Genomic DNA, 23,052 nt, shown 5'->3' on the forward strand with positions numbered 1-23,052 from the left:
CTGGTTTGGATCTCGCGCACCCGAGCTGGGCTATTCGCCCAGCAGCGGCTCCAGCGCGACGGCTTCTTCGACGCTGATGTGGCCTTGCTGCAGTGCCTCGACCAGCTCCTCATAGGTCCTCGGTCGTTCACCGGTGGTATGGCGGTCCGCGGTTTCCCCGTCCGGCGAGGCGCCCGTGGCGCCGTTACGGCATGGCCACCAGCAGCGCCGACGCTCGAACCGCGTGGGTGGCAACGGTTCGCGGCGTGCCCGGTAGGCGCCATCCTCCGGGGCGAACTCTTCGAGAATCATGTGGCAATTGGTTCCCCCGAAGCCGAATCCGGAGATCGCCGCACACCTGCGCTCCACGAAGTTGTCCCAGGGCGCGCCCTGTAACGCCGGTCTGAATGGTGAGCGCTCGAATTCGAAGCGCGGATGAGGCGTATCGCAGTGCAACGTCCGTGGTATGTACCGCTGCTGCAGCATCATGACGACTTTGATGAAGCTGGCCACACCGGCGGCCAGCAACAGGTGCCCCGTATTCGATTTCACCGAACCCACCGCACAGTACTGCCGGTCTTCGGTGAACTCCCCGTAGGCCCTGCTGGCGGCCTTGATCTCGATGGGGTCGCCCAACAAAGTGCCGGTCCCGTGAGCCTCCAGGTAGGTGATGCTTCGCGGGTGCACGCCAGCATTGTCGATGGCCCGCCGGATGACCGAATGCTGCATTTCGAGGTTGGGGGTGGTGATCCCCATGGTGCGACCGTCATTGTTAACGGCGGAACCGCTCACCACCGCCATGATCCGGTCACCGTCGGCGACCGCGTCGTCGTAGCGCTTCAGCAACACGAGCCCCGCCCCCTCGCCCAGCACGAAGCCCTTGGCCCGCTGGTCGAAGACATAGCAGCAGGGATCATCGGAGAGCACGGACGCCTGGCTGAAACGGACATGGGCCTGTTCGTCGAGCAGCAGCGTGATTCCGCCGGCGACCGCCATATCGCACTCGCCCGAACGCAGAGCACGGCAGGCATGATGGATCGCCACCAGCGACGAGGAGCAGGCGGTATCGATGGTGTAGGACTCGCCACGGAGGTCGAAGAAATCGGAGACGCGCGCGGCGATCATGTTCTGAATGGAATGCACCACCGCACCCTTGGCCACGTCCGGCGGCAGTGTCGGATCGCTGGTCGCGGCACATTCACCGGCGGCCGCACCCAGAATCACGGACACGTGACGCCCCGCCAGCTCCTTGCCGTGGTAACCCGCATTGTCGAAGAGGTGCTGCGAGAGCTCCAGGACCAGCAGGTGCTGCGGATCCATCGCCCGGGCGTCCGCCTCGCGGATACCGAAATATGCCGGATCGTAGGATTCGACCCCCGGCGCGTACCCCGCCCAGCGCGAGTACGTCTTGCGCACGGTACCCTTGGCGGGATCGAAGTGCTCACGCCAGTCCCACCGCTGCGGGTCCACCTCGCTGACGAGATGATTCCCGTCCACCAGGTGCTGCCAGTACGTCTCGACGTCCGGCGACTGAGGGAAACGACCCGCGACACCGACAACGGCAATGCGCTCCGCTGATCGGCCGCGACCATCGTTCGCCGTCCGCTGCGTGCTTGCAGCTTCAGGATTGGTCTTTGCGGGCCTGCTGTCCGGCGCGGCCGGCGCACGCGGTTCCGTGGAAGGCCCCGAATGCCCGGTGGCCGGCAACGGCCGCACCGTAAATTCATCCACCTCCACGAGCACCCGTCCTTCAACGTCGCCGATAACGATGTCGAAGCGCTCAACCTGCGCCGTGCTCCGGGACGAACGCCGCACGTGCACCCAGCAGTGGTCCGGCAATGCTTCGAACTGACGCACGGAACGCAGGAAGAAAGGCACGTGGACGCGTTCACCGGCGTCCGCATCGGCCGTGGCGCCAATCGCCGCCTGAAAGGCGCCGTCCAGCAAGGCGGGATGCAGAACGAATCCGTCGGTGCCGTTGTGGCCGTCACCCAGGGAAAGGCGGGCCAGGGCTTCGCCCTGCCCTGCGTACAGGACCTCGATACTCCGGTACCGCGGTCCGTATTCAAACCCCGCGCGAGCCATGTCCGCGTACAACGCGTCGCCGTATCGCAGACGTGTGCACGACTGGCGAATGGCATCGAGGTCGAGGCGGTCCATCACCGGTGCACCGGTGAGCGGCTCCACCGTGCCCTGGGCATAGGGAGCATCGGCCTCGCCGGGGGCGACGGCACGAAAGCCGTATCCTTGCCGGCGGCTGTCGAGCCGAAGCTCGATTTCGGTGGTTCCGTGGGGATCGATCCGCAGCGGTCGCTGCCAGGACACGTTGCCGAGCGCAATGCTTCGGCAATCAAGGCCTTGCGCCCCGGCAGCCCGCGCAACCTCCAGATAACCGGCGCCCGGCAGGAGTACGTCGTCACCGATCCGGTGATCACTGAGCACCGGGTCGGTGCCGTCCAGGACGACCGGTAGCCGGTCCACGCGACCGGTGTCGAGTGTGCCCAGCCACGGGTGCCGGCATTGGGATGCGCGTGTAACCGTCTCGGCGGTATGGCCACCCGCACCCGCCACAAACGGCTGCTCGTGCACCGCCTCGGGCATGCCTGCAGTCGAACCACCGCCGCCCGCGGCGACCGCCGCAAACGGGACTGCGTCGTTGTGACCGGCACTGGCAAGGAAGGACTGGAGGCTTGCGACCGTCGGCTGCTCCACCAGGTCCGACGGCGTCACCGCCAAGTCGAGCCGTTCGGACAGGCGGTGGGCGAGTCGTGTCAGCATCACGGAGTCGAACCCGTACTCCGTCAACGGCGTCTCCTCATCCACGAGCTCTGACTCGATCTTCGAAACACCGGCGATCTCTTCGACGAGTATTTCCGCAAGCGCTGGTCCCGCTCCTTCGCCGGCTGGCCGCTCCGGCGCACCCGGCACGTCGGCGGAGGTGCCCCCCAGGGTGCGCTGGACCCGCGCCGGATCGCCGGGAACGACCAGAACCTGGGAGGCCTCGCAGGCCCAGAGCCGATCCAGCAACGATAGGCCCTTCTCGCTGTCGATCGCCTCCACACCCCAGCGTGCCTGCAGCAAATCGAGGATCTCCAGCGCAATCGCCATCCCGCCGTCGTGCCAGTACGGCCAATCGACGGACAGCGATCGCCCGGAACGCCGTCCGGCCCGGCGTTCGCCCTCCCGCCAGCGGGCGAAGTGATCCGCGAATCCGTTCGCGAACGCGTAGTCGACCTGCCCCGGGGAAGCGATTTCCGCGGTCAGTGAGGAGAAGAGCAGAAAACACTCCAGCGGGTCCTCGCGTGTAAGCCGGTCCAGATTGACGGTGCCGAAAAGTTTGGGACCGAGAACCGCCGACATCGCCAGCGGCTGCTTGTCCGCGACCGGCGCATTGTGCAGTACCCCGGCACAATGAATAACGGCAATCAACGGGCCCAATCGCGCCCGTATGTCCCGCAGCACGACATCCAGCGCCTCGGCATCGCAGATGTCGGCCTGGTAGTACGCAAGGCGACCCGGCGCTTCCGCCTCGAGGTCCTCGCGCGCCGGCTCCGCCAGCCGCGAACGCCCCAGCAGCACAACGGCCGCATCGGTAGTTCGAACCAGGTGGCGTGCAAGACGGCGCCCGATGCCCCCAGCACCACCGGCGATCAGATAGACCCCTGGCCCGGGGGGCATCGGCCTTGCGTCCGCCGCCTGGATTGGCTCGTAGCCTTTCCGCAACCGCCGACCACCCTCGTACCGCACAGCCATCGACTCCGGCCCCGTCGCCCACAGCTCGTTGACCAAGCCGGAGGCGGTTTCGCCCGGATCACCGGTTGCTTCGACCACGGTCACGGCAGCCCACGAGAGCTCGGCGGCGATCGTGCGCAGCAGGCTTTCCTGTGCCCCCGCGAGGGGATGTTCCGACGGCGCGTCAGCCGGGTTCCACGCGATCAGCCGTGTCCGCTGACGGTGCCCCGCCTGCGACAATGCCTGAGTCAGGTACACCCACGGGTAGAAGCCTTGTCGGAGCTGTGTTTCAACGCTCGCCGGCGTCGTTTCGAACGGGTGGTCCACCCAGGCATTGATCACCACGGAAGGCGTGAGACCTGCGTTCAGCAGCGCGTCGACGAGTTGCCGGTACTGGCCGGGATCGGTCGGATCGACTGCGAACTCGTCGGCATCATGCCGTCGAAATGCCGCGCCCGGTCGAATCCGGACGACCCTCTCCGCGCTCCCGGCGAGCTCGCGCAAAGCGTTGCTGGTCGTGCCGTCACCATCCAGGACCCAGACAGTTCCGGGCAGACCGCTTCGGCGCGGCCCGTCATCGCGGACGTAAACAGGCACGACGAGGCCGGAGCTCCAATCGCCGGCGCCCCCGGCCTCTGGCGGTCCATCGGCGCCCCCTCCTTCCCGAGGTACTTCGGCCGGCTCGCCGGATCCGTTGCCGGGACGTGCCCCGCCGATCCAGTAGGTCTGCCTGGCGAACGGATACGTCGGCAGCGGAAGGCGCCGTGCCCCTTGATTCCCCGGCAACACCTCCCAGTCGACCCGTTCTCCGCGAACCCAGGCGGCAGCGATGGTCTCGGCGTCCACTTCCATCACCGGGCGGGGATCGACCGCGTGCGGGTCACCCGGCATCCGCACTTCGCCGCTGAACACGCCGTTACCGTCGAATTCGCCTCCCGCACACCGACCCAGACGCTCCAATAGCATCTCCATTCCGTGCGCGACGATGGCCAGCCGGCATGTCATGGCTTCACGACCGGTCTGCAACGTGAACGCGACGTCATCCAGATCGACACCGGGCCGCGCCGCCAGATGCGCCTGCAGTTGCCCGGCAGCCGCCGCGAGACGTTCACGCCGCTTCGCGGACAGAACGATGATCCGGGCCCGTTCAGTATCCGTGGGCCTCCCGGGCCGTTCCGCCTCCGGCCGATGCTCCTCGACCACCAGGTGAACGTTGACGCCTCCTGCACCGAACGAGCTGACTCCGGCCCGGCGCGGATACTCCATGGGCTCGCTGCCGTCGAGCGCCAATACGGGTCGTTGCCAGTCGCCCGGCGCGGTCTGCAGACTGAATGGCGTAGCGGTAAAGTCGATATCCGGGTTGGCTGGCTCGGCATGCAGCGTCGGCGCATAGCGTCCGTGCCGCAACTGAAGCAAGACCTTGGTCAACCCCGCGATACCGGCAGCGGACTCCAGGTGGCCGATGTTGGATTTGACCGATCCGAGGGCACAGTACTGGCGCTCATCCGTGTAGGGCGTGAACGCCTGACACAGACCCTCGATCTCGATTGGATCGCCAAGCGCCGTGCCTGTTCCGTGTGCCTCCAGATAGGTGATCGTGCGGGGGTGAACGCCGGCGCGACGCAGTGCCTCGCCAACAACTTCGCCCTGGGCCTGTGGATTCGCCACGGTGTAACCGTTGGTGCGGCCATCGCTGTTGATCGCGCTGGCCCGGATGACACCGTGGATGTGATCACCGTCTTCGATGGCCCGCCGCAACGGCTTGAGCAGGATGCACCCGGCGCCCTCCCCGATCACCGTACCGTCGGCGCGATCACCGAACGGCCGGCACTGGCCGTCGCTGGAGAGCATCGTCACCGACGACAGGCTGATGAAGTGGCTGGGATGAAGCACCAGATTGACACCGCCGGCCAGCGCGAGCTCGCACTCGCTGCGGCGAAGACTTTCACAGGCGAGATGCACCGCGGCGAGCGACGATGAACAGGCCGTGTCGACGGCCATGCTGGGGCCGCGAACGTCGAGCTGGTAGGACACCCGGTTGGCGATGGACCAGTAGCGCGTCACCTGTGCCCTGGCGGCAGCGTCCGCCCCCGCCACGTCGGCAGCGGCGCGTTCGTAGGTATCGTTCATCACGCCCGCGAAAACGCCCACCCGGCCGGCCTCACCGAGGGCTCCGGGTGCCCGGCCCGCGTCCTCCACGGCGCTCCAGGCCGTCTGCAGGAACAGCCGCTCCTGCGGATCCATGGACTCGGCTTCGCTGGGGGCGATGTTGAAGAACAGGGGATCGAAGTGCTCTGCGCCGGTGACGAATGCGCCGAAGCGGCTGTAGTTGAATCCGGTGCGGCCCCGTGTCTCGTCGTAGTGCTGCCGCCAGTCCCAGCGCTCCGGGGGAATTTCGCCGATGCTGCAGCGGCCGCTGATGAGATTGTCCCAGAAAGCCGGCGCGGAATCGGCCTCGGGATATCGCATCGCCATCCCGATCACGGCTATGGGCTCGTCGCCTTCGCCCGGCGTCTCCCCCGTTGCCCCCGACGGGCCGGCCACCGAAGCGGGCCGCCCATCAGCGGCCTGCGCGCTGCTGCTTACGGGTGCCTCCGGCGACTGCAGTAGCGGAGTCACGGCCGCAGCGTGGTTGGCGAGCAGGTACGCTGCGACATCGCCGAGGGTGCGGAATTCGAACAGCAATGTCCGCCGCTGAATGCCGACACCGAGGCCGTCCAGGCGTCGGTTCATTCGCGTGATGAGCAGCGAATTCAGGCCCAGGTTCTCCAGCGGCACGTCAGGTCGTACACGATCGACGGGCAGCTCCGCCTCCTCCGCGTACATACCGCAGAGCCACTCCGCAAGGACATTCTGCGGGTCGGTCGCCTCCCCTGTCGGCTCCGCCGTCTTCCAAGCCGCTTGAGACCCCGCCACTGCGCCAGGCGTACTGGCGGGTATCCAGTGCCGCTCACCGGCGAAGGGATAACTCGGCAGCGGCACACGCTGTGCGCCCGTATGCCGCAGGGCCGACCAGTCAATCGCGGCTCCCTCCAGCCACTGCGTCATCGCCGCTTCCAGCGTCGGCGCACGCACCGGCGTTTCCCGGCCACCCGGGTCGGCACCGGTGTGTGCGCTCGCCAGAGCCGGCACCTCAACGTCGCCGGACGCGAAGCGGCGAAGGCGCTCGGCAGCCTCTCCCGGGCTGCCGGCAATCGTGGCGAGCCGATAAGGCATGGGAACGCGGCCGTTCTGCAGGGTGAACGCCACGTCACAAAGGGATGCGTGCCGCATGACCGCCGGCCGGGCATCGGCAGGCGTCGCATCCAGATAGCTCAAGTGGGTGGCGAGCCGCTGCGCGTATGTACGCAACTGCGCCTGGGTGGCAGCCGAGAGAACGATCAGCTCACGGTCACCACAGGTGGATACCTCCGATGGAGCGATCGATTCTTCCACGATCGCATGACTGCAGGAACCTTCCGCGCTGTAGCCGTTGATCAGGGCCCGGCGACTGGCGTGGCCTTCCTTTTCGCCGGCAATCGGGGCGTCCCAGGTACGGCCGCTGACGGCTAGCGCGCCTCGAGCGCTCTGCCAGTCCACGAAAGGATTGAGCGCATCCGGCACCGGCGTGGGCACGATCCGGCCATGCTGGAGCTGGAGCACCACCTTCGCCAGTTGTGCCATGCCGGAAGCCGCCTCGAGGTGCCCGAGGTTCGCCTTGGCGGAGCCAATGAGGTACGGCGATCCCTCGTCGCGGCTCTCGCCCAGGACACGCTCCACCGAGGAGACCTCGGCCGCGTCGGCGATACCGGCCCCGGCGGCGGAGGCTTCCACGTACGAAATCGTGTCCGGTTCCACGGCACATCGTTGCATCAGCGCCCGTAGCGACCGCGCCTGACCATCCGCATTGGGCATGGTTCGGCCACGACTTCTGCCCCGATGGGCGGCCGCCGTGCCCCGGATAACGGCGTAGCGGGCATCGGCGTCACGCCGGGCTGCCTCGGCTGGCCGCACGAGAACCGCCCCCACGCCTTCGCCGACCACCCAACCATCCGCGTCCGCCCCGAAGACCTGACAGGTCTGGTCGGGGGAGACGAGCTCCAGGTCCCTGAGCACGCGGATGTGGTCCGGGTGGCCGACCAGGTTCACACCGCCGACGACCGCCGCATCACATTCGCCGTTACGAACGCTCTCGCACGCCATGTGCAGGGCGGTGAGGGCCGACGAGCAGCCGGTATCCACCGCCATGCTCGGCCCCTGGAAGTCGAAGAAGTGGGAAACCCGGTTCGGGATCGAGGAATACGTCGACGTGGGACCGGGCTCACCGTCGGAGCGAGCACCGAACTTCTGGTAATCGCCCCACATCACGCCGACGAAGACCCCCACCCTGGGTGCGGCGGCACGAAGCGTGTCGGGCGTGTAACCGGCGGATTCGAGGCACTCCCATACCACCTCCAGAAACAGGCGCTCCTGGGGATCCATGGAGCGCGCTTCGACCGGCGCGATATTGAACAGCAGGCTGTCGAACCGGTCGATGGCGTCGAGAAAGCCTCCGCGGAGCTCATCGCTGCCCCAGCGGTCCGACGGTAGCGGCCCGATCATGCATTCGGCATCCTCGAACCGGCGCCACAACTGCCAGACGTCGTCGGCGCCGGGATACCGGCCGCTCATTCCGATGATCGCCATTTCGCCGCGCGGCTCGGCAGCCCCCGCCGCCTGAGCGAACCGGCTCGTATCCGACTCGCGCCGATCGAGGGCACTCAGGGGAACCGGCTGATCATGATCGTAATACCCACCGGTGAAACCGTGCACGAACTCGACTTCGGAACCGAGCTCCAAATGCTCCCGTACAGGGTCGAGGTGCATCCAGCCCACCGGGCACAGGCCGATTCGGAAGTCCCGCTGACGACGCATCAGCGTCTGTCCGAGCATGCCCGTGGCGACCACGGCGGCGTTGAGGCGTGCGGCGTCGTTAACGGTGTTAGCGGCGCCGACGATCAGCAGCGCGAACGCCGCCTGATCGAAGTGGCCGCGGTTGAACGGGTAGAAGCCCTTGCGCACGGCATCATGGGCATCGGCACTAACGAACGTCAGCTCGTTGCGCTCCGGCAGGTATCGCCACAAGCCGCCTTCGAGCCCGTCAATCGTATCGGCGCGTACCAGCACGTAGAACTGCACGAGTTCGCTCAGTCGCGCATCGTCACTGATGCCGAGACCGAGGCGCTCGACTTCGCCACCAAGCAACGCCATGAAATCGTGGAAGGCCGACTGAGGTATCGAGCGACGGGCATAATCGCGACGACTCGCGCGCCCGATGAACTCGCTCAGGGGATAGGAGTGGCCGACAAGTGTCACCGATTCGCGCGCTTCACAATCGCCGCGCACGTTCAACGCTCCGGCCTCGTACTGGACGCGTTCCTCAGCGGAAAGCTCGACGCTTCGGTAGTCCGCCGCCGCGTAGCTCGCGGTGACCGCGGGCTCGCGACCGTTCGTCTCCAGGCACAGGTGCGCGAGTGGTTTCGCCGTGGCGTGCTCGTTCGCGGACGTCCCCGCGCTGCCACTGACAGCCAGACAAGCAAGCTGACGATGCCCGGCATCGAGCGCCAACGCCGAATGAAGGCGCTCAGAGTCGGTCACATGCGCGGCAGACAGGCGCACGCCAGCTTCGGCCTGACCGTCACTGATAAGCTGAGTCATGTACCCGGCATCGAGCGTCGCGAGCAGCGGACTCAGGCGGTCATACGTGGATTCGAGCGCCTTGAGCTGCCCCACGAGTACGAGGCACACACCGCCACCGCCGCGAACGCCGGCGTCAGCCGGCGCCGCGCCGCCAATGCGGTAAAGCTTGTGATGGGCCGGATGGTAGTAATAGGTACCTTGTGCGAGGCCGTCCACGTCACCGGGGCCGACGACGACGTACACCTGTACGGCATACTTGCCGCCGCCGGAGGGAAACAGGTAGCGCGCGTGGTCTTCCGCGATCGTTACCGAACGCAGCCGGGAGAGGAGATAGCCGAGTGCAGCGACGGAAATGCGCCCGGAACCCATGTGCGACGATAAACTCGTGCCGAGTCGGTCACCGTTGCCTGATTTCGGGAGCGCGACGGTCCGTAATGTGTGACTCTCGTGACTGCCCTGCCCGACCGCCGCTTCAGGCGCGGGTTCCGGCTCTGGAGCGGACCGAGGCGACTTCGTGGCTCCGGTCTCCTGCACGGGGGCCGTCGCCGACACACTGCCAGCGGGTCGGTTCTCCTCGGCACCGGGCCGCGAAGCAGGCGACTGTTCCTGAACGTGGCGCACCACCCCGGTGAGGGTTGGCTCTTCCAGGAAGGCCTCGAGGGCAATTGCGACCCCGAGCTCGGTCTCGACGGCCCGCGCAAGCCGCATGAGGGTGAAGGAGGTGGCACCTAGCTCGAAGAGGTCGGATTCGATATCTATCGAGTCCACCTCCAGCACGTCTCGGCACAATCGGGCAACGACGTCCTCCACTTGAGCATCCGCGGATACCCGGGATGGCGAAACCGGATTCTCGACGGCGGTTGCCTTCGATGCCGACGCTTGATCGGAATCGGCACGCGATCGTTCTTTCCCCTGACCAACCGTGCCGGTATCACCCTGAGTCAGGCAGACTTCGATCGCATAACCATCGGAGCCAGCGGCGGGCGGTTGCTGCGGCGCGGCTTCGGTCACGGTTGCACTATCGTTCTCGGTGCTCGATTCCGTCGGGGATTCGTCGCTCCCCATTTGGCGCATTACGCCCGCGAGGGTCGGCTCTTCCAGAAAAGCCTCGATGGCGATGGCGGTTCCGAGCTCGTTCTCGATGGCCCGGGCCAGACGCATGAGGGTGAAGGAAGTGGCCCCGAGCTCGAAGAAATCATCACTTTCGCCGAGCGTGGCGACCCCGAGCACCTCGCGGCACAGTCGCTCCACGTCAGTCCGGACGCTGTCCATGCTGTCCTCGTGGTCATCCGTGTAATCCGACGGGCGCTCGGCGGCGCCGCGGTCAACCGCCGTCGATTCGTCCGCACCACCGGCGTCCGACCCACCGGCACCGAGCTGGTTGAGGATGCCGCGGATGGTGGGATCGAGCAGAAATGTCTCGACCGCGATCGTGGTGCCGAATGCCTCCTGCAGTGAGCGGGAAAGGCGCATGAGCGTGAATGACGTCGCCCCGTAATCGAACAGATCGTCGTCCGGACCCAGCTGCTCACCGTCGAGATGGCGCCCGACCAATGCCGTGACGCGCTCGACGAGGCCGTCGGCGTGCGGCTCGCCCGACTCGGCTTTATCCTCCGCGATGCCTCCGTCCTTCAACGCATCCCGATCCACCTTGCCGTGGCCGGTGAGCGGGAGCGTTCGCGGCTCCACGAACCGGTTGGGCACCATGTAATCGGGCAGCTTCTGGCGCAGATGCCGTCGCAGCTCCCGGACCGAAACCTCGTCGCCCACAACGTGCGCCACCAGACGAGGGTCGTCGCCCGTCTCGTTCTCGACCACCACGGCTGCCTGGTGGATCGCCGGATGGCTGACCAGTGCCGCCTCGATCTCCCCCAGTTCGATGCGGAATCCCCGCAGCTTGACCTGAAAATCGAGCCGCCCGAGATAGACGATGTTGCCATCCGGGAGCCGTTGCGCCCGATCCCCGGTCTTGTACACACGCCGGCGCTCGCCGTCGGCGTCGACATGGTCGAAGAAGCGCTCGGCCGTCAATTCGGGGCGGTTGAGATAACCGCGCGCCAGTCCCGCCCCGGCAATGTGCAGCTCCCCGGGGTCTCCGTCGGCGACAGACCGGCCTTGCTCGTCGAGCAGCAGAATCTCGATGTTGTCGATGGGGCGACCGATCGGTACGGCCCCATCAGCACGCAGCTCACAATCCCAATAGGTCACGTCGATGGCGGCCTCGGTGGGGCCGTAGAGATTGTGAAGTGCCGTGGCCGGCAACCGCTCCATGCCGCTTCGCATCAGGCCATGGGGTAAAGCCTCACCGCTGAGAAACACGTGACGAAGCCCGAGCGCCCGTCCGGGCTCGAGATCGGTCAGGAACTGACGGAACATGGACGGCACGAAATGACAGACCGTAACGCCGTGCTCATCGATACACCGCGCGAGATAGACACCGTCACGATGACCATCCGGCCTGGCGAGCACCATGCGGGCTCCGACCGTGAGCGGCCAGAGCAATTCCCAAACGGAGACATCGAAGGTGAACGGCGTCTTCTGCAGCACGGCGTCATCGGGCCCGATGGGATAGGCCCGCTGCATCCACTGAACGCGGTTCGCGAGCGCGGCATGCTCCACCATGCAACCTTTCGGCCTGCCCGTGGAACCGGACGTGTAGATCACGTAGGCGAGATCGCGCCGACCCGCGGAGCCGGCGCCGAACGGCTCACGTCCGTATCCTGGGTCGTTCCGCAGCTCCGCGACGCAGACGTGACGAACGTCCGTACCGAGACCGGACGGCACCGTTTCCAGGTCCGAGTTCGTCAACACCGCTTGCGGCGCAGCATCCTCGATAATGAAGGTCAACCGCTCGCGCGGATAACCTGGGTCGATCGGCAGATAGGCACCGCCGGCTTTCAGGACCGCGACGATGGAAACGACCAGCTCGAGGCTGCGCTCCATGGCGAGTGCGACAATGGTGTCCCCGCCTACACCATCGGCGCGCAAGCGTCGCGCAAGTACGTCTGAAAGCGCCTGCAGCTCTCCATAACGCAGCACGGCACCGTCGAGCTCGGCTGCGATGGCATCCGGGTCCGTAGTCGCCCGGGTCTCGATAAGCTGATGCAGGCAACAGTCCTCTGTCATGCCCCGTCTCCCATTCCTTATGTCGAAAATCCTGCCGATCCGTCAGCGCAAAAGACGCACGCCCTCGAGATATTTCGCTGTCAGGAGGACGAGGCGACCAGCCCGGCCGGCTCGCCGCGCTCGTTGCGGATGCGCGTGACCATATCGGTGAGTACGTTGCCGGGACCGACCTGTTCGATACGCCGGACACCGTGGGCAAGCAGATACTCGACGCTCTCCAACCAGCGCACCGGGCTGGCGATTTGTGCCGCTAGCAGTGCCTTGATCTCCCCCTGCGGGTACGGCGCGGCCTGTACGTTCGAAATGACCGGTATGCGCAACCAGTTGAACTCGTAGGGGCGCAGGTAGTCGCTAAAGGCCTCGCTCGCGTCACTCATTTCCCGGGAATGGAACGCGCCGCTGACGCGCAGCGGGATCAACTGGCCACCGGCGTTCGCGATGGGCCGTTCGGCCGCGGCGATTTCGTTCGCGGGTCCCGAGATAATGGTCTGGTAACGCGTGTTCATATTCGCGAGGTCGAGACGGCTCAGTGCGTTGTCCCGCAGCGCCGTGCGAATCTGCTCCACCGTCAATCCCAAGACAGCCGCCATGCCGCCTCGGTCGGCGCTAGCCATTAACGCGCCACGCTTGCATACGAGACGTAATCCGGTCTCGAAATCGAACGCCCCGGATGCCAGCAGCGCGTTGTATTCACCCAGGCTATGACCGGCTACGTAATCGGGCTCCTGGCCGTTGTCCTCCAGCGCGGCGAGATAGAACAGGTGATTGACCACGTACAGGGCGGGCTGTGTATACGCCGTCTGCGTGAGCTTCCCGTCGGGGTCTTCGAGGCAAAGGCGTGATACGGAATAGCCGAGCACGGTGTCCGCCTGCGCCACATGCTCGGGGAAGCGCTCCCACAGGCCCTCTCCCATTCCCTTGAACTGGGCGCCCTGGCCCGGAAATACGTATGCCAGCATCGGTCTCTCCCTGTTGCCGGGCCGGTAGTGCACCCCGGACAGCCCGGCGTCTTCTGCTATTCGGGTGTTCGTGGGAACGGGCTATCCCGCCGCTTGCAACGCGACCGGATCGTCCATGCTCAGGAGCACTTCCTTGGCTTCGTGCAGCGCGCCGTGTATACGGTCACGGAAGAACGCGACATCGTCATCGTTGAGCATGAGATTGCAGTAAAGCCGGAAGTACCGTGGGGCGAACTGGATCCCGTGCCCTTCGCATACCGCCTTTACCAGCCCGTCCCGGGTCTGCAGCTCAGGGGTATAGTCTTCGGGTCGCCGCAGCGGCTCGGCGCATACGTGCGCCGACATTCCAGTCGGAATGCCCTGGACCACGAGCGGCAAGCCGACATCGCGGGCGGCGTCCGTCAGCGTTCGCGCGATCTCGAGTAGGTGGCCGCCCATGCGCTGATAGCAATCCGGATCCTCCTCCAGGAGGTTCATGGTCGCCTCGACCGCCGCGAGACCGAGTGGATAGCCGTTGTACGTGCCGCAGTGGACGACACGCTGACGATCGTAGAGGTCCATGATGTCGCGTCGGCCCACCAGAGCCGAAACCGGCACGGCACCGCCGCTCATGGCCTTGCCGAGAATCGTGAGATCCGGCGTCACCCCGAAGACCGACTGTGCACCACCGAGCGCCATGCGAAACCCGGTGATGACTTCGTCCAGGATGAATACGACACCGTGCCGATCGCACAACCGCCGCGCCGTCTCGAGATATCCGGGCGCGGGCAGCATGCCACCACTGTTGAGCGCCACCGGTTCCATCATGATCGCGGCGAGCTGGTCACCGTGGTCTCGGAACACGCGCTCGAGCGCGTCGACGTCGTTCCACGGGATGAGCAGGGTATCCTGGTCGAGGGCGCCGGGAGCCCGGCCCTCGGTGAAGTAGCCATCGCCGTCGTACTCCTGCGCCCTGGGATCGGCCTGCGAACGTGGCGTGCCGCCCATAACGCTGTCCGCGCTGCCATGGTAGTGACCGAGAAAGCGCAGGACGCGTTCACGCCCGGTATAGGCTCGCGACAGCCGGAGCGCGTTCTGGATGACCTCGGTGCCGCTGAGGCCGAAACGCACCCACTCCGCACTGGGAACATAGCGCACGAGGCGCTCGCAGACGCCGGCTTCCAGCCCTGCCTGGTCAACCGAGACGACGCGGTCGATCTGGCTCTTGAGGCGTTCGTTGTAACGCTGATTGCCGTGGCCGACCAACGAGGCACCGTACTCGCAGACGAGATCCAGGTGCTCGTTGCCGTCCATGTCACGCAGGCGTGCCCCGTGTCCGTCGACGAACGGGGTCAGCGGGCGAATGCCCGACTTATAGAAATGCCGGTGTGCGCCGCATGGCAGATAGCGCCGAAGTTCCTTGAAGTAGGCTCTGGATTTGGCGGTTTTGAGCGTCATGATGCGTCATCCCTGTACGATTCGTTCCCGAGGTCGGTGAGGTTGGCTGTAAACCGCTCACACGGCGGCCACCTGCTGCGGTTGTGCGCGCGAGGGCGTCGAATACAGGCGATTCAGGTGGGCCGCGGCAGCCTGCATGATTCGGGTCCCGAGCTCGGGCGCACGGCGGTTACGCCAGCTTTCGAGCTCGGTTCCCCGCACCCACTGGTTGAAAGCGCCCAGAGCGGGGCCACAATGCACCTGAAAATCAGCCTTGTGCGCGGAATCGCCCTCCAGCGCCAGGCGGGTCGTGTGCACGAAATACCAGCGGAATACGAGGGCCATCTTCATCTTGGCGGAACGCTCTGCCTTCTCGAGCACGTCCGGCGCGGTACGGGCGTAGTGCGCCCGGGTTTCCGCCCAGACGTCCTCGAACGAGCGCTTGAAGTACTTGGTCTCTATCTGCTCGCGCATCCTTGCATCGATCTCTTCCAGCGAATCGTGGCGGCTGTAAAGCTCGTAGAGCTTGTTGGCACGACCCGGGAAGAGCACGCCTTTCCTGAGGACCTGCACGCGGGCTCCGATCTCGAACATGTCGCCGGCGGGGGCGTAGTCGGTGTCCTGGACGTCCATCTGCTGGAGCATGTCCTTGACGGTATCGCTGATGCCCGCCTCCACCGTGCACTGATTGATGGAACCGGTGGTGACGAAATCGGCCCCCAGAACGAACGCCGCCGCAGCGGCCGTCGGCGTGCCGATACCACCGGCCGCACCAACGTGGATGGGCCGTGCGAACCCGTTCTCGGCCATCATGCGCTCCCGAAGCGCCAGAATGCCGGGCAGCAGCGCGAAAAGCCTGCCGCGGTCCGTGTGCCCTCCCGAATCCGCTTCCACGCAGATGTCGTCGGCCACGGGAACGAAGCGCGCGAGCTCGGCTTCGGCCTTTGTGATCTTTCCCGCTTCCCGAAGCCGGTGCACGGTGCGCTCGTCCACCGGACGCATGAACGCCTCGGCCACCTCCGGGCGGGAGATCTTCGCGACGACGCGGTGCGGTGTAACGATCTGGCCGTCCGCACCGCGATACAGCCCCTTGAGGCGATACCGGGCAAGCGCCGGCGAAACCGTCATGTAGGCGGAAGCCTCCACGACCGGCACCTCGTGCTTGAGGTACAGATCGACGGTTTCCTCTTCCAGCTCCGGTTGCACGACATTGTTGAGAAGGTTCATGCCATAGGCGCCGTCCGAACCGAGCTGACGCTGGATGTGCTCTATCGACCGCTCGACCCGGGACAGCGCAACGCCGCCGGTGCCGCAGAACCCCATGAAGCCCGCCTGGCCCATGGCAATGACCAACTCCGCAGTGGCAATGCCCTTGTACATTGCCCCGGACACATAGGCGTAGCGCAGACCATAGCGTTCCCGGAAAGCGGATGCGCCCAGACCTTCCGGCTCCATACGCAAGTGAGCGCTCATACGTTCCCCCTCAACCAACTTTCAAACCCCCACCCAAGGCACGGCACCATGACCCGGTGTCGCCGTCGCCGGGCGCGCCCGCGTAGAGCCGTTGTCATCGAATGGTGTCATTTCCGCCCGGACCCGGTGCGAGTCCTCAGCGGACAGCAGATACCCAACCGCGTTGGCGAGCGTCCCGGACACACCCAGGTCCCGATAGACGGGCTGTCCATTGCGCTCCAGGCCCTCCACGGTCATCCGGAAATTGACGCGGCAGCGAATGACTCGCCACGGATGCATGACCGGCGGCCATTCGACGGCCCGCGCGGTATGGGCGCTGACGACCCGGACGGTGGGATGTCTCCACTCGATACCCTCGAGCAGCCGAACGAATGGTTCGCGCATGGGTTCGATCAACGACGAGTGAAACGGGTATCGCACGGGCAGCTCGTGGCTGACCACGCCCATTCGTCTGAGGCCGGCCGCACATGCCGCAACCGCCTGCGCGGTACCGGAGACCACGCAGTTCTCGTCCGTATTGACCGCTGCCAGTTCCACACCTTCGAAATGCTCTGGGTGCCGATGCACGACACTGGCGCCGGCAAGCACGGCCAGCATGCGCCCTTCCTCACAGGTGCTTTCAGCGATCTCCGCCATTCGCACCACCAGCGCGATCCCATCCTCGAGGCGCAGACAGCCGGCCAGGGCGAGGGCCACGTACTCCCCCAGGCTGTAACCGAGAAGATAATCCGGCGATTCCTCGCTCCCATCCAGGAGCGACCGACCGAGCGCGTACTGAATCGCGAATAACGCGGGGTTCGTGCGCTGCAGCTCGAGCAGGCGGTTTTCACTGCCTTTGCTCCGGTCTTCCATCAGACGCTTGACGGAATAACCGGTGTAGTCGCCGACGATTGCGTCGCAAACGTCGAGCCACTTACGAAAAGGCGGATCCGTGGCGTAGCGCTTGCGGCCCATCCCCAGGTACTGCGACCCCTGACCGGAGAACATCCAGGTGCGCGGCGTCATGTACTCAACCCCGGGAGAAGCCGAACGCCCACAGCAGCGTCCATGGCATTCCTCGCACAGGCCGCGCCCGCGGGCATAGCAGCGACGTTGCGCCGGTCACATCGCCCCGGATGGACAACCACCGGTTCGCTCATACCGGCGTCACCATCAGCCGGTCATCGAGATCGGGGATGCGCTCGGAAAGCACGATCCGGCAGAGGTAGAACCCGCCGTCAGGAAAGCTGGGGGTCGTCACATCGGAAGGCGCCTCCACGCGTACGCCATATACGGGAAAGCTGCTGCGGTTGTAACAGGTCAGGTAGACGAGGCCGGCTCCGAGCACCCGCTCGTCCGCGCTTATCCGTATCGATTGCCCCGCCTCGAACGCGCCATACACGAAACGCGTCTCCGGATTACCCACGGGCAGGTACTCGCGTTCGACCCAACGGTCCGGGAACAGCTCCGGCTTTCTCAGCATCGTTCGCATGTACAGGTGCAGGAAGCCGAAGAACGCGGAGCGACGATGAAACACGATGCCTTCCAGCTCGGGCTGCTCGAGGGTGGCGACCTTACGCGCTGCGATTCGGCGTTCACCCCCGTCGACGACGACCTCCGGCAGACCCAACTGCGCCTGTGGCAGGTAAGCACGTAAAGTCACCGTGTATATGCCGGGTTCAACCGTTACGCAGACCTTCCCCTGCGGATCATCCTCGGACGACACGCACCGGACGGTCTCACTTTTCGGGGCGCGGTAAATAACGAAGTACCAATGCGCCGCTGCCTGGCACAATCCGGAAGTGGAAAACTCCAGCTTCTCATCCACTCGCACGGGCCCTCCGCTCGCTATCAACGCGTGCGGATTCCAGCGCGGTGCAGCGACCGCCAGATATCGTACGAAAAAAGGCTTTTCGCTAAGGACTTCGTTGAGCGTTTGCCACGAAAATGGCCCGATTTCAAATTGTTTTCTTTGCAACAAGAAACGCAGACGGTATAGAAGCCTGAAACCGGAACGAACGACTCGGTTCAGCGCGAAACTGAACGGGAAGACCAAGAGCTCGAACCCGCTTGTCACTCGATCCATGAGAGCTACCCAACCCCGAACACCGGGTGTGTATTACGGAATTCCTTAAACGATTCTCGCCTGTGCTTCTCGGACGTGTCCCGTGGGTGACTCGATACCGGCCGACCGGAAGAGATGGACCTGGCATGCCGGCACGCGCAGCAGCATGAACCGGCAGCCACGATGCGCCGCCAGGCGGAAAGTATCCTCACCTTCGGCCCATTCAAAGGACTTCAGTGCGTCAGGATAGATCAGCCATCCCGCGGGCACGTTGTCCGTTTCTACGTAACCCGAACCGACGGTTGCGGCGTCGCGCACTCGCAACGGATCGCACTCGATGCCCAGGCAATACTGCGCGAACGTGTTCAGGGTCACGATCAGGGAAGCCGACGACATCTGAGCGTAGCACTCGATCACGTCGGGAAATGCAGAGTCGTAACGTATCCCATCGATGACCATGGGATGCACATTCCATGTCGGGTATTCCATAACCGCCCCCAAGGCTTCCACCCTTCCTACACCGCAACTCGCACGGCGTAACAAGCGTATATCCCCATCAGCCCCGGCAATCCCCTAAGCCATGCAATCCTGCGTGGCAGACACTTGCCGTTGGTACAGCACCAATGCCTCGTCTCCCGCAGGCATTGAAGTGCACAATAGGCAATCACCTATCTTTTTTCAAGTGACCAACTCGTTATCTTTGATGTAATGCTATGTTGTTACATTATCACGTTATTTCATAACAAACGGGCACCCACGAAAAGCTCCATAGACCGGCCGCCACCCAATGCCCCCCGCCAGAGCGGCACGTCATGTGATGCGGCGACACGGTACATTAAATGATGAATCAACGAAGACGACTGACGTCGGATATGCGGTTACCGAAACGTGGGTCGCGGGAGTTGGGTGTCGCCGCCTGCATTATCGGCCCCGTCGATCTGATTCCCGATATCGTACCGCTGCTGGGATACCTCGATGACCTCATCCCGATTCCGGCGGGCATCGCGCCGACACTCGGGATGGTTACGAGTCCATATTGCTCGATTGCCGCGTCCTTACACGGCAGCCTACTGCCAATGGCGAGCCTACTTACTAGTCTTCTCAGAGGTATTGTCATGCGTCAGCCGAACTGTGCGCCGATGGGGCAAGGCGCGAGGCGCGCGGTGTAGCCGGGCTACATAAGCGGCGAGCAACGCAGACCCCATCGGCGCACAGTCCGGCCCGAAGGGAGCGCCACAGCGGCCCGGTGGCGGCGTTGCGCTCGCTTGACGTGACCCGCCACGCCGGCGCGAGCGCGCCTTGCCCCCGACCCGCTCTGGCGCTCTGACACATGACAATACCTGTGATAAGACCGGCGCGGTGGCGGGCGGCGGATGCCGCCCGTCAACGCCGAACGTAACTGGGCGGTGCGACCGCCAAATCCCGGGACCGCCGCACGCGTGGGCGGCGCCGGTTCAGCATGGGGCGGATGCACGCATGCCCCATACCTCATTCTGGCTACCAGTTGCTTTTCGCCAGACAGTCGCGTACTATCCGCCTCCGTCGTCGGCACAGCATAGGCGCTGGCGGCCGGGGCGGGAGGCGAACACAAGGTTGACGTACCGAACGCGAATCGCCAGAATACGCGCCTCACGACAAAGCGCCCGTAGCTCAACTGGATAGAGCACCTGACTACGGATCAGGAGGTTGGGAGTTCGAATCTTCCCGGGCGCGCCAGATCAAGAACCCCGCAAGGCACTGCCATGCGGGGTTTTTTCGTTGGGCCGGGCCCAAAAACGGTGCCTGCCAGAACTGGATCGCCACCAACCGCCCCATCGGGACAGTTCTTATGGCGTCTGCCCAGTCCGGCTAGCCGATGATCTCACCGCCTAACGCGTATCCACCCTCCGAGGTCTCACTGATCTGGACCATGACGTAGGGCCGGACGTCCTCGTTCTTCCGTTCGCGGAAGAAGTTGCTGACGGTGTCGGTCACCCGCTCCACGACTTCGGCCTTTTCCTCTTTGGTGAGATCTCCCTGGGGAACAGTCAATCGCACAGTGGGCATGGCGTGCCTCCTCTCTTGGCTCTGCATGACAAATATTGACATTTGTCATTCCAACAACAATCCTGCGGTTGGTCAATCCCAATCGAGCCAGGAGGCAACACCATGCTTCAGCGTCAACTGACCGCTCAGGGCCCCAGCGTCTCTGCCATCGGCCTCGGCTGCATGGGGATGTCGGATCTCTACGGCGCCGCCGACCGCCGGGAAAGTCTCGCCACATTGCTCGCCGCCACCGAGCGTGGCGTTACCCTGCTCGATACCGGTGATCTCTACGGCATGGGCCACAACGAGCTGCTATTGCGGGAGCTGCTGCGCCACCGTCGCCGGGAGGATCTGTTCATTGCCGTGAAATTCGGCCCCCAGCGCGCCCCGGACGGCGAGTTCCTGGGCATCGACTGCCGGCCGGCTGCGACCAAGAACGCCCTCGCCCACACGCTCACGCGGCTGGGCACCGACTACGTGGATCTCTACCAGCCCGCCCGCGTCGACCCGAACGTGCCCATCGAGGAGACGGTGGGCGCGATCGAGGAGATGCGCCGCGCCGGCCACGTCCGCCACATCGGCCTCTCGGAAGCCGCCGCCGACACCGTAAGACGTGCACATGCGCAGGCCCCCGTGAGTTGGCTTCAGATCGAGTATTCCCTGCTCTCCCGCGGGATCGAGTCGGAGATTCTGCCGGCCTGCCGGGAGCTGGGCATCGCGCTCAATGCCTACGGCGTGCTCTCGCGCGGCCTGCTCTCCGGCCACTGGACGGCGAATCGCGAGCGGGCACCGGAGGACTTCCGCAACCGGTTGCCGCGTTTCCAGGGCCGCAACCTCGACAACAACCTCGCCTTGGTGCAGGCTCTGCGCCAGCGTGCCGGGGCCATCGGCGTGACGGTGGCTCAGCTCGCAATCGCATGGGTCATGGCCCAGGGGGAAGACATCATCCCGCTGGTTGGCGCACGGAACCGGGAGCGCCTGGACGAGGCACTGGGCGCCCTGGACGTTGCGCTGCCCGACGCGGAGTTCGCTGCCATCGAATCCGCTGTGCCCGCACACGCCGTCGCCGGCCAGCGCTATGACCCCGGCCAGATGGCCATGCTCGACAGTGAACGTGGAGGCTGAAGACCGGAAGTGAACGCGGAGGCCCTGACGCGCGATCGCATCCTAGATACGGCAGAAGACGTTCTGCGTCGCTTCGGGCCGGCGAAGACCACGGTAGTGGACGTGGCAAGGGCCCTCGGCGTCAGCCACGGCACGATTTACCGCCATTTTCCCAGCAAGGCGGCATTGCGCGACGCGGTGGCGCAGCGCTGGCTCGCCCGCGTCGCCCACCCCCTTGGCGCCATCGCTGCCGAGCATGGCCCCGCCACGGACCGCCTCTACCGGTGGCTGACAGGGCTTGCGGCGGCCAAGCGCCACAAAGTGCTCGACGACCCGGAGCTGTTCGCTACCTATCATGGCCTCGCCGAGCAGGCTCGCGGCGTCGTGGATGCCCACGTCGAGGAGCTCACCGGCCAGATAGCGCGGATCATCGATGACGGAATCAGTGAAGGCGCCTTTGTCGTTTCGGATGTGACGGCTACCGCACGCGCCGTGTTCGACGCGACGCTTCGATTCCACCATCCCGCCCACAGCCGTGAATGGAACGACCCGGACATCGACGACGCTTTCGAAGCCGTTTGGGGAATGCTGCTCGCCGCACTCACGGGCCGCCAGGCAGGCGCCGCCTAACACAGACCGGAGAGTGTCGATGACGCACGGACCGGCAACCCTCGCACCCACGCTAGCGACCTGCGGCTACCGCTCATCCGATTGCTCACCCCGCTCACCGGGACATGAGGCCGCCACGGGCTTTATCCTGCCAGCGCGTCGGAGGTCGCTGGTTGTACAATCACCGGCTAGAAAGCGCCGGAACGAGAATAATGATGCCCTGGCCGGGGTTCGTGAGAGGAATTGCGGGCCGCGCCAAGTGGCGGTGGGGTTTACGATAGAGTATACCGGCGTTCGCCTTGAGCTCTCGCAGACTAAGGACACCGCAACATGACCGCTACGGATATCCGCTCGTTCCTTCGTGCCTGGATTGCGAATCCGGCTCGAATAGGGGCGATTGCGCCATCCGGTGCGATGCTCGCAGCGCTGATAACGAGGGAGATTTCGCCCGGCAATGGTCCGGTGCTCGAGCTCGGCCCCGGCACGGGAACCTTCACACGCGCGCTGCTGGAACGTGGCGTACCCGAATCCGACCTGACGCTGGTCGAGTTCAGTCCCCAGTTCGCCCGCCTGCTCCACCAACGCTTTCCGGCGGCCAACATTCGTCGGATGGATGCCGCCCGCCTCACCCGTGCAAAGCTCTTCGAAGACGCCCCCTGTAGCGCAGTGGTGAGCGGCCTGCCATTGCTGTCCCTGCCACCGCGGAAGGTCTTTGCGATCCTCACCGGCGCCTTCAGCTACCTGCAGCCAGGCGGAACCTTCTACCAGTTCACCTACGGGCCGCGGTGTCCGGTGCGGCGCCGCATTCTCGACCGTCTCGGGCTGACGTCCACGCGTATCGGCGAGGCACTTCTCAACGTCCCGCCCGCCGCCGTCTACCGCATTTCGCGGCGGCCGACCACGGACGCCACAGCGTCGCACTGAGTT

General features: G+C 65.2%; 12 protein-coding genes and 1 tRNA gene. 5 read left to right on the forward strand and 8 right to left on the reverse strand.

The window, feature by feature from the left end; genetic code table 11:
* Window positions 1-30 precede the first annotated feature (30 nt).
* The 7 genes from ACPEES_RS09280 to ACPEES_RS09310 form a co-directional block, all read right to left on the reverse strand.
* Window positions 31-12,495, reverse strand: a complete 12,465-nt coding sequence (locus ACPEES_RS09280) for an amino acid adenylation domain-containing protein (RefSeq protein ID WP_435103188.1) — start codon at window positions 12,493-12,495, stop codon at window positions 31-33.
* An 80-nt stretch (window positions 12,496-12,575) separates the two neighbouring features.
* Window positions 12,576-13,454, reverse strand: coding sequence for an ACP S-malonyltransferase (fabD, locus tag ACPEES_RS09285; RefSeq protein ID WP_435103189.1), 879 nt, complete (start codon window positions 13,452-13,454; stop codon window positions 12,576-12,578).
* 81 nt (window positions 13,455-13,535) lie between these two features.
* Window positions 13,536-14,891: an aspartate aminotransferase family protein gene (locus tag ACPEES_RS09290; protein ID WP_435103190.1), complete on the reverse strand. Its 1,356-nt coding sequence runs from the start codon at window positions 14,889-14,891 to the stop codon at window positions 13,536-13,538.
* Window positions 14,892-14,948: 57 nt separating this feature from the next.
* On the reverse strand, window positions 14,949-16,343 hold the full coding sequence (locus tag ACPEES_RS09295) for a PfaD family polyunsaturated fatty acid/polyketide biosynthesis protein (protein ID WP_435103191.1): 1,395 nt from the start codon (window positions 16,341-16,343) through the stop codon (window positions 14,949-14,951).
* A 21-nt stretch (window positions 16,344-16,364) separates the two neighbouring features.
* Window positions 16,365-17,348, reverse strand: coding sequence for an acyltransferase domain-containing protein (locus tag ACPEES_RS09300; protein WP_435103192.1), 984 nt, complete (start codon window positions 17,346-17,348; stop codon window positions 16,365-16,367).
* A 130-nt stretch (window positions 17,349-17,478) separates the two neighbouring features.
* The gene (locus ACPEES_RS09305; protein ID WP_435103193.1) at window positions 17,479-18,408 is read right to left on the reverse strand and encodes a DUF6208 family protein; all 930 of its coding nucleotides are present in this window, start codon (window positions 18,406-18,408) and stop codon (window positions 17,479-17,481) included.
* Window positions 18,409-18,453: 45 nt separating this feature from the next.
* On the reverse strand, window positions 18,454-18,876 hold the full coding sequence (locus ACPEES_RS09310) for a hypothetical protein (RefSeq protein ID WP_435103194.1): 423 nt from the start codon (window positions 18,874-18,876) through the stop codon (window positions 18,454-18,456).
* A 383-nt stretch (window positions 18,877-19,259) separates the two neighbouring features.
* Between ACPEES_RS09310 and ACPEES_RS09315 the strand changes: the two genes are divergently transcribed.
* On the forward strand, window positions 19,260-19,556 hold the full coding sequence (locus ACPEES_RS09315) for a YkvA family protein (protein ID WP_435103258.1): 297 nt from the start codon (window positions 19,260-19,262) through the stop codon (window positions 19,554-19,556).
* Window positions 19,557-20,026: 470 nt separating this feature from the next.
* Window positions 20,027-20,103: transfer RNA gene (locus ACPEES_RS09320), tRNA-Arg, on the forward strand.
* A gap of 132 nt (window positions 20,104-20,235) precedes the next feature.
* On the opposite strand, the gene ACPEES_RS09325 is transcribed toward ACPEES_RS09320, so the two are convergent.
* Window positions 20,236-20,433, reverse strand: a complete 198-nt coding sequence (locus ACPEES_RS09325; RefSeq protein WP_435103195.1) for a tautomerase family protein — start codon at window positions 20,431-20,433, stop codon at window positions 20,236-20,238.
* A gap of 102 nt (window positions 20,434-20,535) precedes the next feature.
* Here ACPEES_RS09325 and ACPEES_RS09330 point away from each other — a divergent pair, with 102 nt between their 5' ends.
* From ACPEES_RS09330 to ACPEES_RS09340, 3 genes are all read left to right on the forward strand, one after another.
* A complete protein-coding gene (locus ACPEES_RS09330; protein WP_435103196.1) occupies window positions 20,536-21,537 on the forward strand; it encodes an aldo/keto reductase in 1,002 nt (333 codons plus the stop codon).
* 9 nt (window positions 21,538-21,546) lie between these two features.
* Window positions 21,547-22,146, forward strand: coding sequence for a TetR family transcriptional regulator (locus ACPEES_RS09335; protein ID WP_435103197.1), 600 nt, complete (start codon window positions 21,547-21,549; stop codon window positions 22,144-22,146).
* A 309-nt stretch (window positions 22,147-22,455) separates the two neighbouring features.
* Entirely contained in the window at window positions 22,456-23,049 is a 594-nt protein-coding gene (locus ACPEES_RS09340) for a class I SAM-dependent methyltransferase (RefSeq protein ID WP_435103198.1), read from the forward strand.
* Window positions 23,050-23,052: the final 3 nt, after the last annotated feature.

The organism is Arhodomonas sp. AD133, from assembly GCF_051195215.1.
In the GTDB taxonomy this organism is placed as follows: domain Bacteria; phylum Pseudomonadota; class Gammaproteobacteria; order Nitrococcales; family Nitrococcaceae; genus Arhodomonas.

What these genes read in the sequence shown, in the direction of transcription:
- ACPEES_RS09280 (WP_435103188.1), bottom strand. Translation starts at nt 12,495, where the DNA reads ATGACAGAGGACTGTTGCCTGCATCAGCTTATCGAGACCCGGGCGACT.
- fabD (WP_435103189.1), bottom strand. Translation starts at nt 13,454, where the DNA reads ATGCTGGCATACGTATTTCCGGGCCAGGGCGCCCAGTTCAAGGGAATG.
- ACPEES_RS09290 (WP_435103190.1), bottom strand. Translation starts at nt 14,891, where the DNA reads ATGACGCTCAAAACCGCCAAATCCAGAGCCTACTTCAAGGAACTTCGG.
- ACPEES_RS09295 (WP_435103191.1), bottom strand. Translation starts at nt 16,343, where the DNA reads ATGAGCGCTCACTTGCGTATGGAGCCGGAAGGTCTGGGCGCATCCGCT.
- ACPEES_RS09300 (WP_435103192.1), bottom strand. Translation starts at nt 17,348, where the DNA reads ATGACGCCGCGCACCTGGATGTTCTCCGGTCAGGGGTCGCAGTACCTG.
- ACPEES_RS09305 (WP_435103193.1), bottom strand. Translation starts at nt 18,408, where the DNA reads ATGGATCGAGTGACAAGCGGGTTCGAGCTCTTGGTCTTCCCGTTCAGT.
- ACPEES_RS09310 (WP_435103194.1), bottom strand. Translation starts at nt 18,876, where the DNA reads ATGGAATACCCGACATGGAATGTGCATCCCATGGTCATCGATGGGATA.
- ACPEES_RS09315 (WP_435103258.1), top strand. Translation starts at nt 19,260, where the DNA reads ATGCGGTTACCGAAACGTGGGTCGCGGGAGTTGGGTGTCGCCGCCTGC.
- ACPEES_RS09325 (WP_435103195.1), bottom strand. Translation starts at nt 20,433, where the DNA reads ATGCCCACTGTGCGATTGACTGTTCCCCAGGGAGATCTCACCAAAGAG.
- ACPEES_RS09330 (WP_435103196.1), top strand. Translation starts at nt 20,536, where the DNA reads ATGCTTCAGCGTCAACTGACCGCTCAGGGCCCCAGCGTCTCTGCCATC.
- ACPEES_RS09340 (WP_435103198.1), top strand. Translation starts at nt 22,456, where the DNA reads ATGACCGCTACGGATATCCGCTCGTTCCTTCGTGCCTGGATTGCGAAT.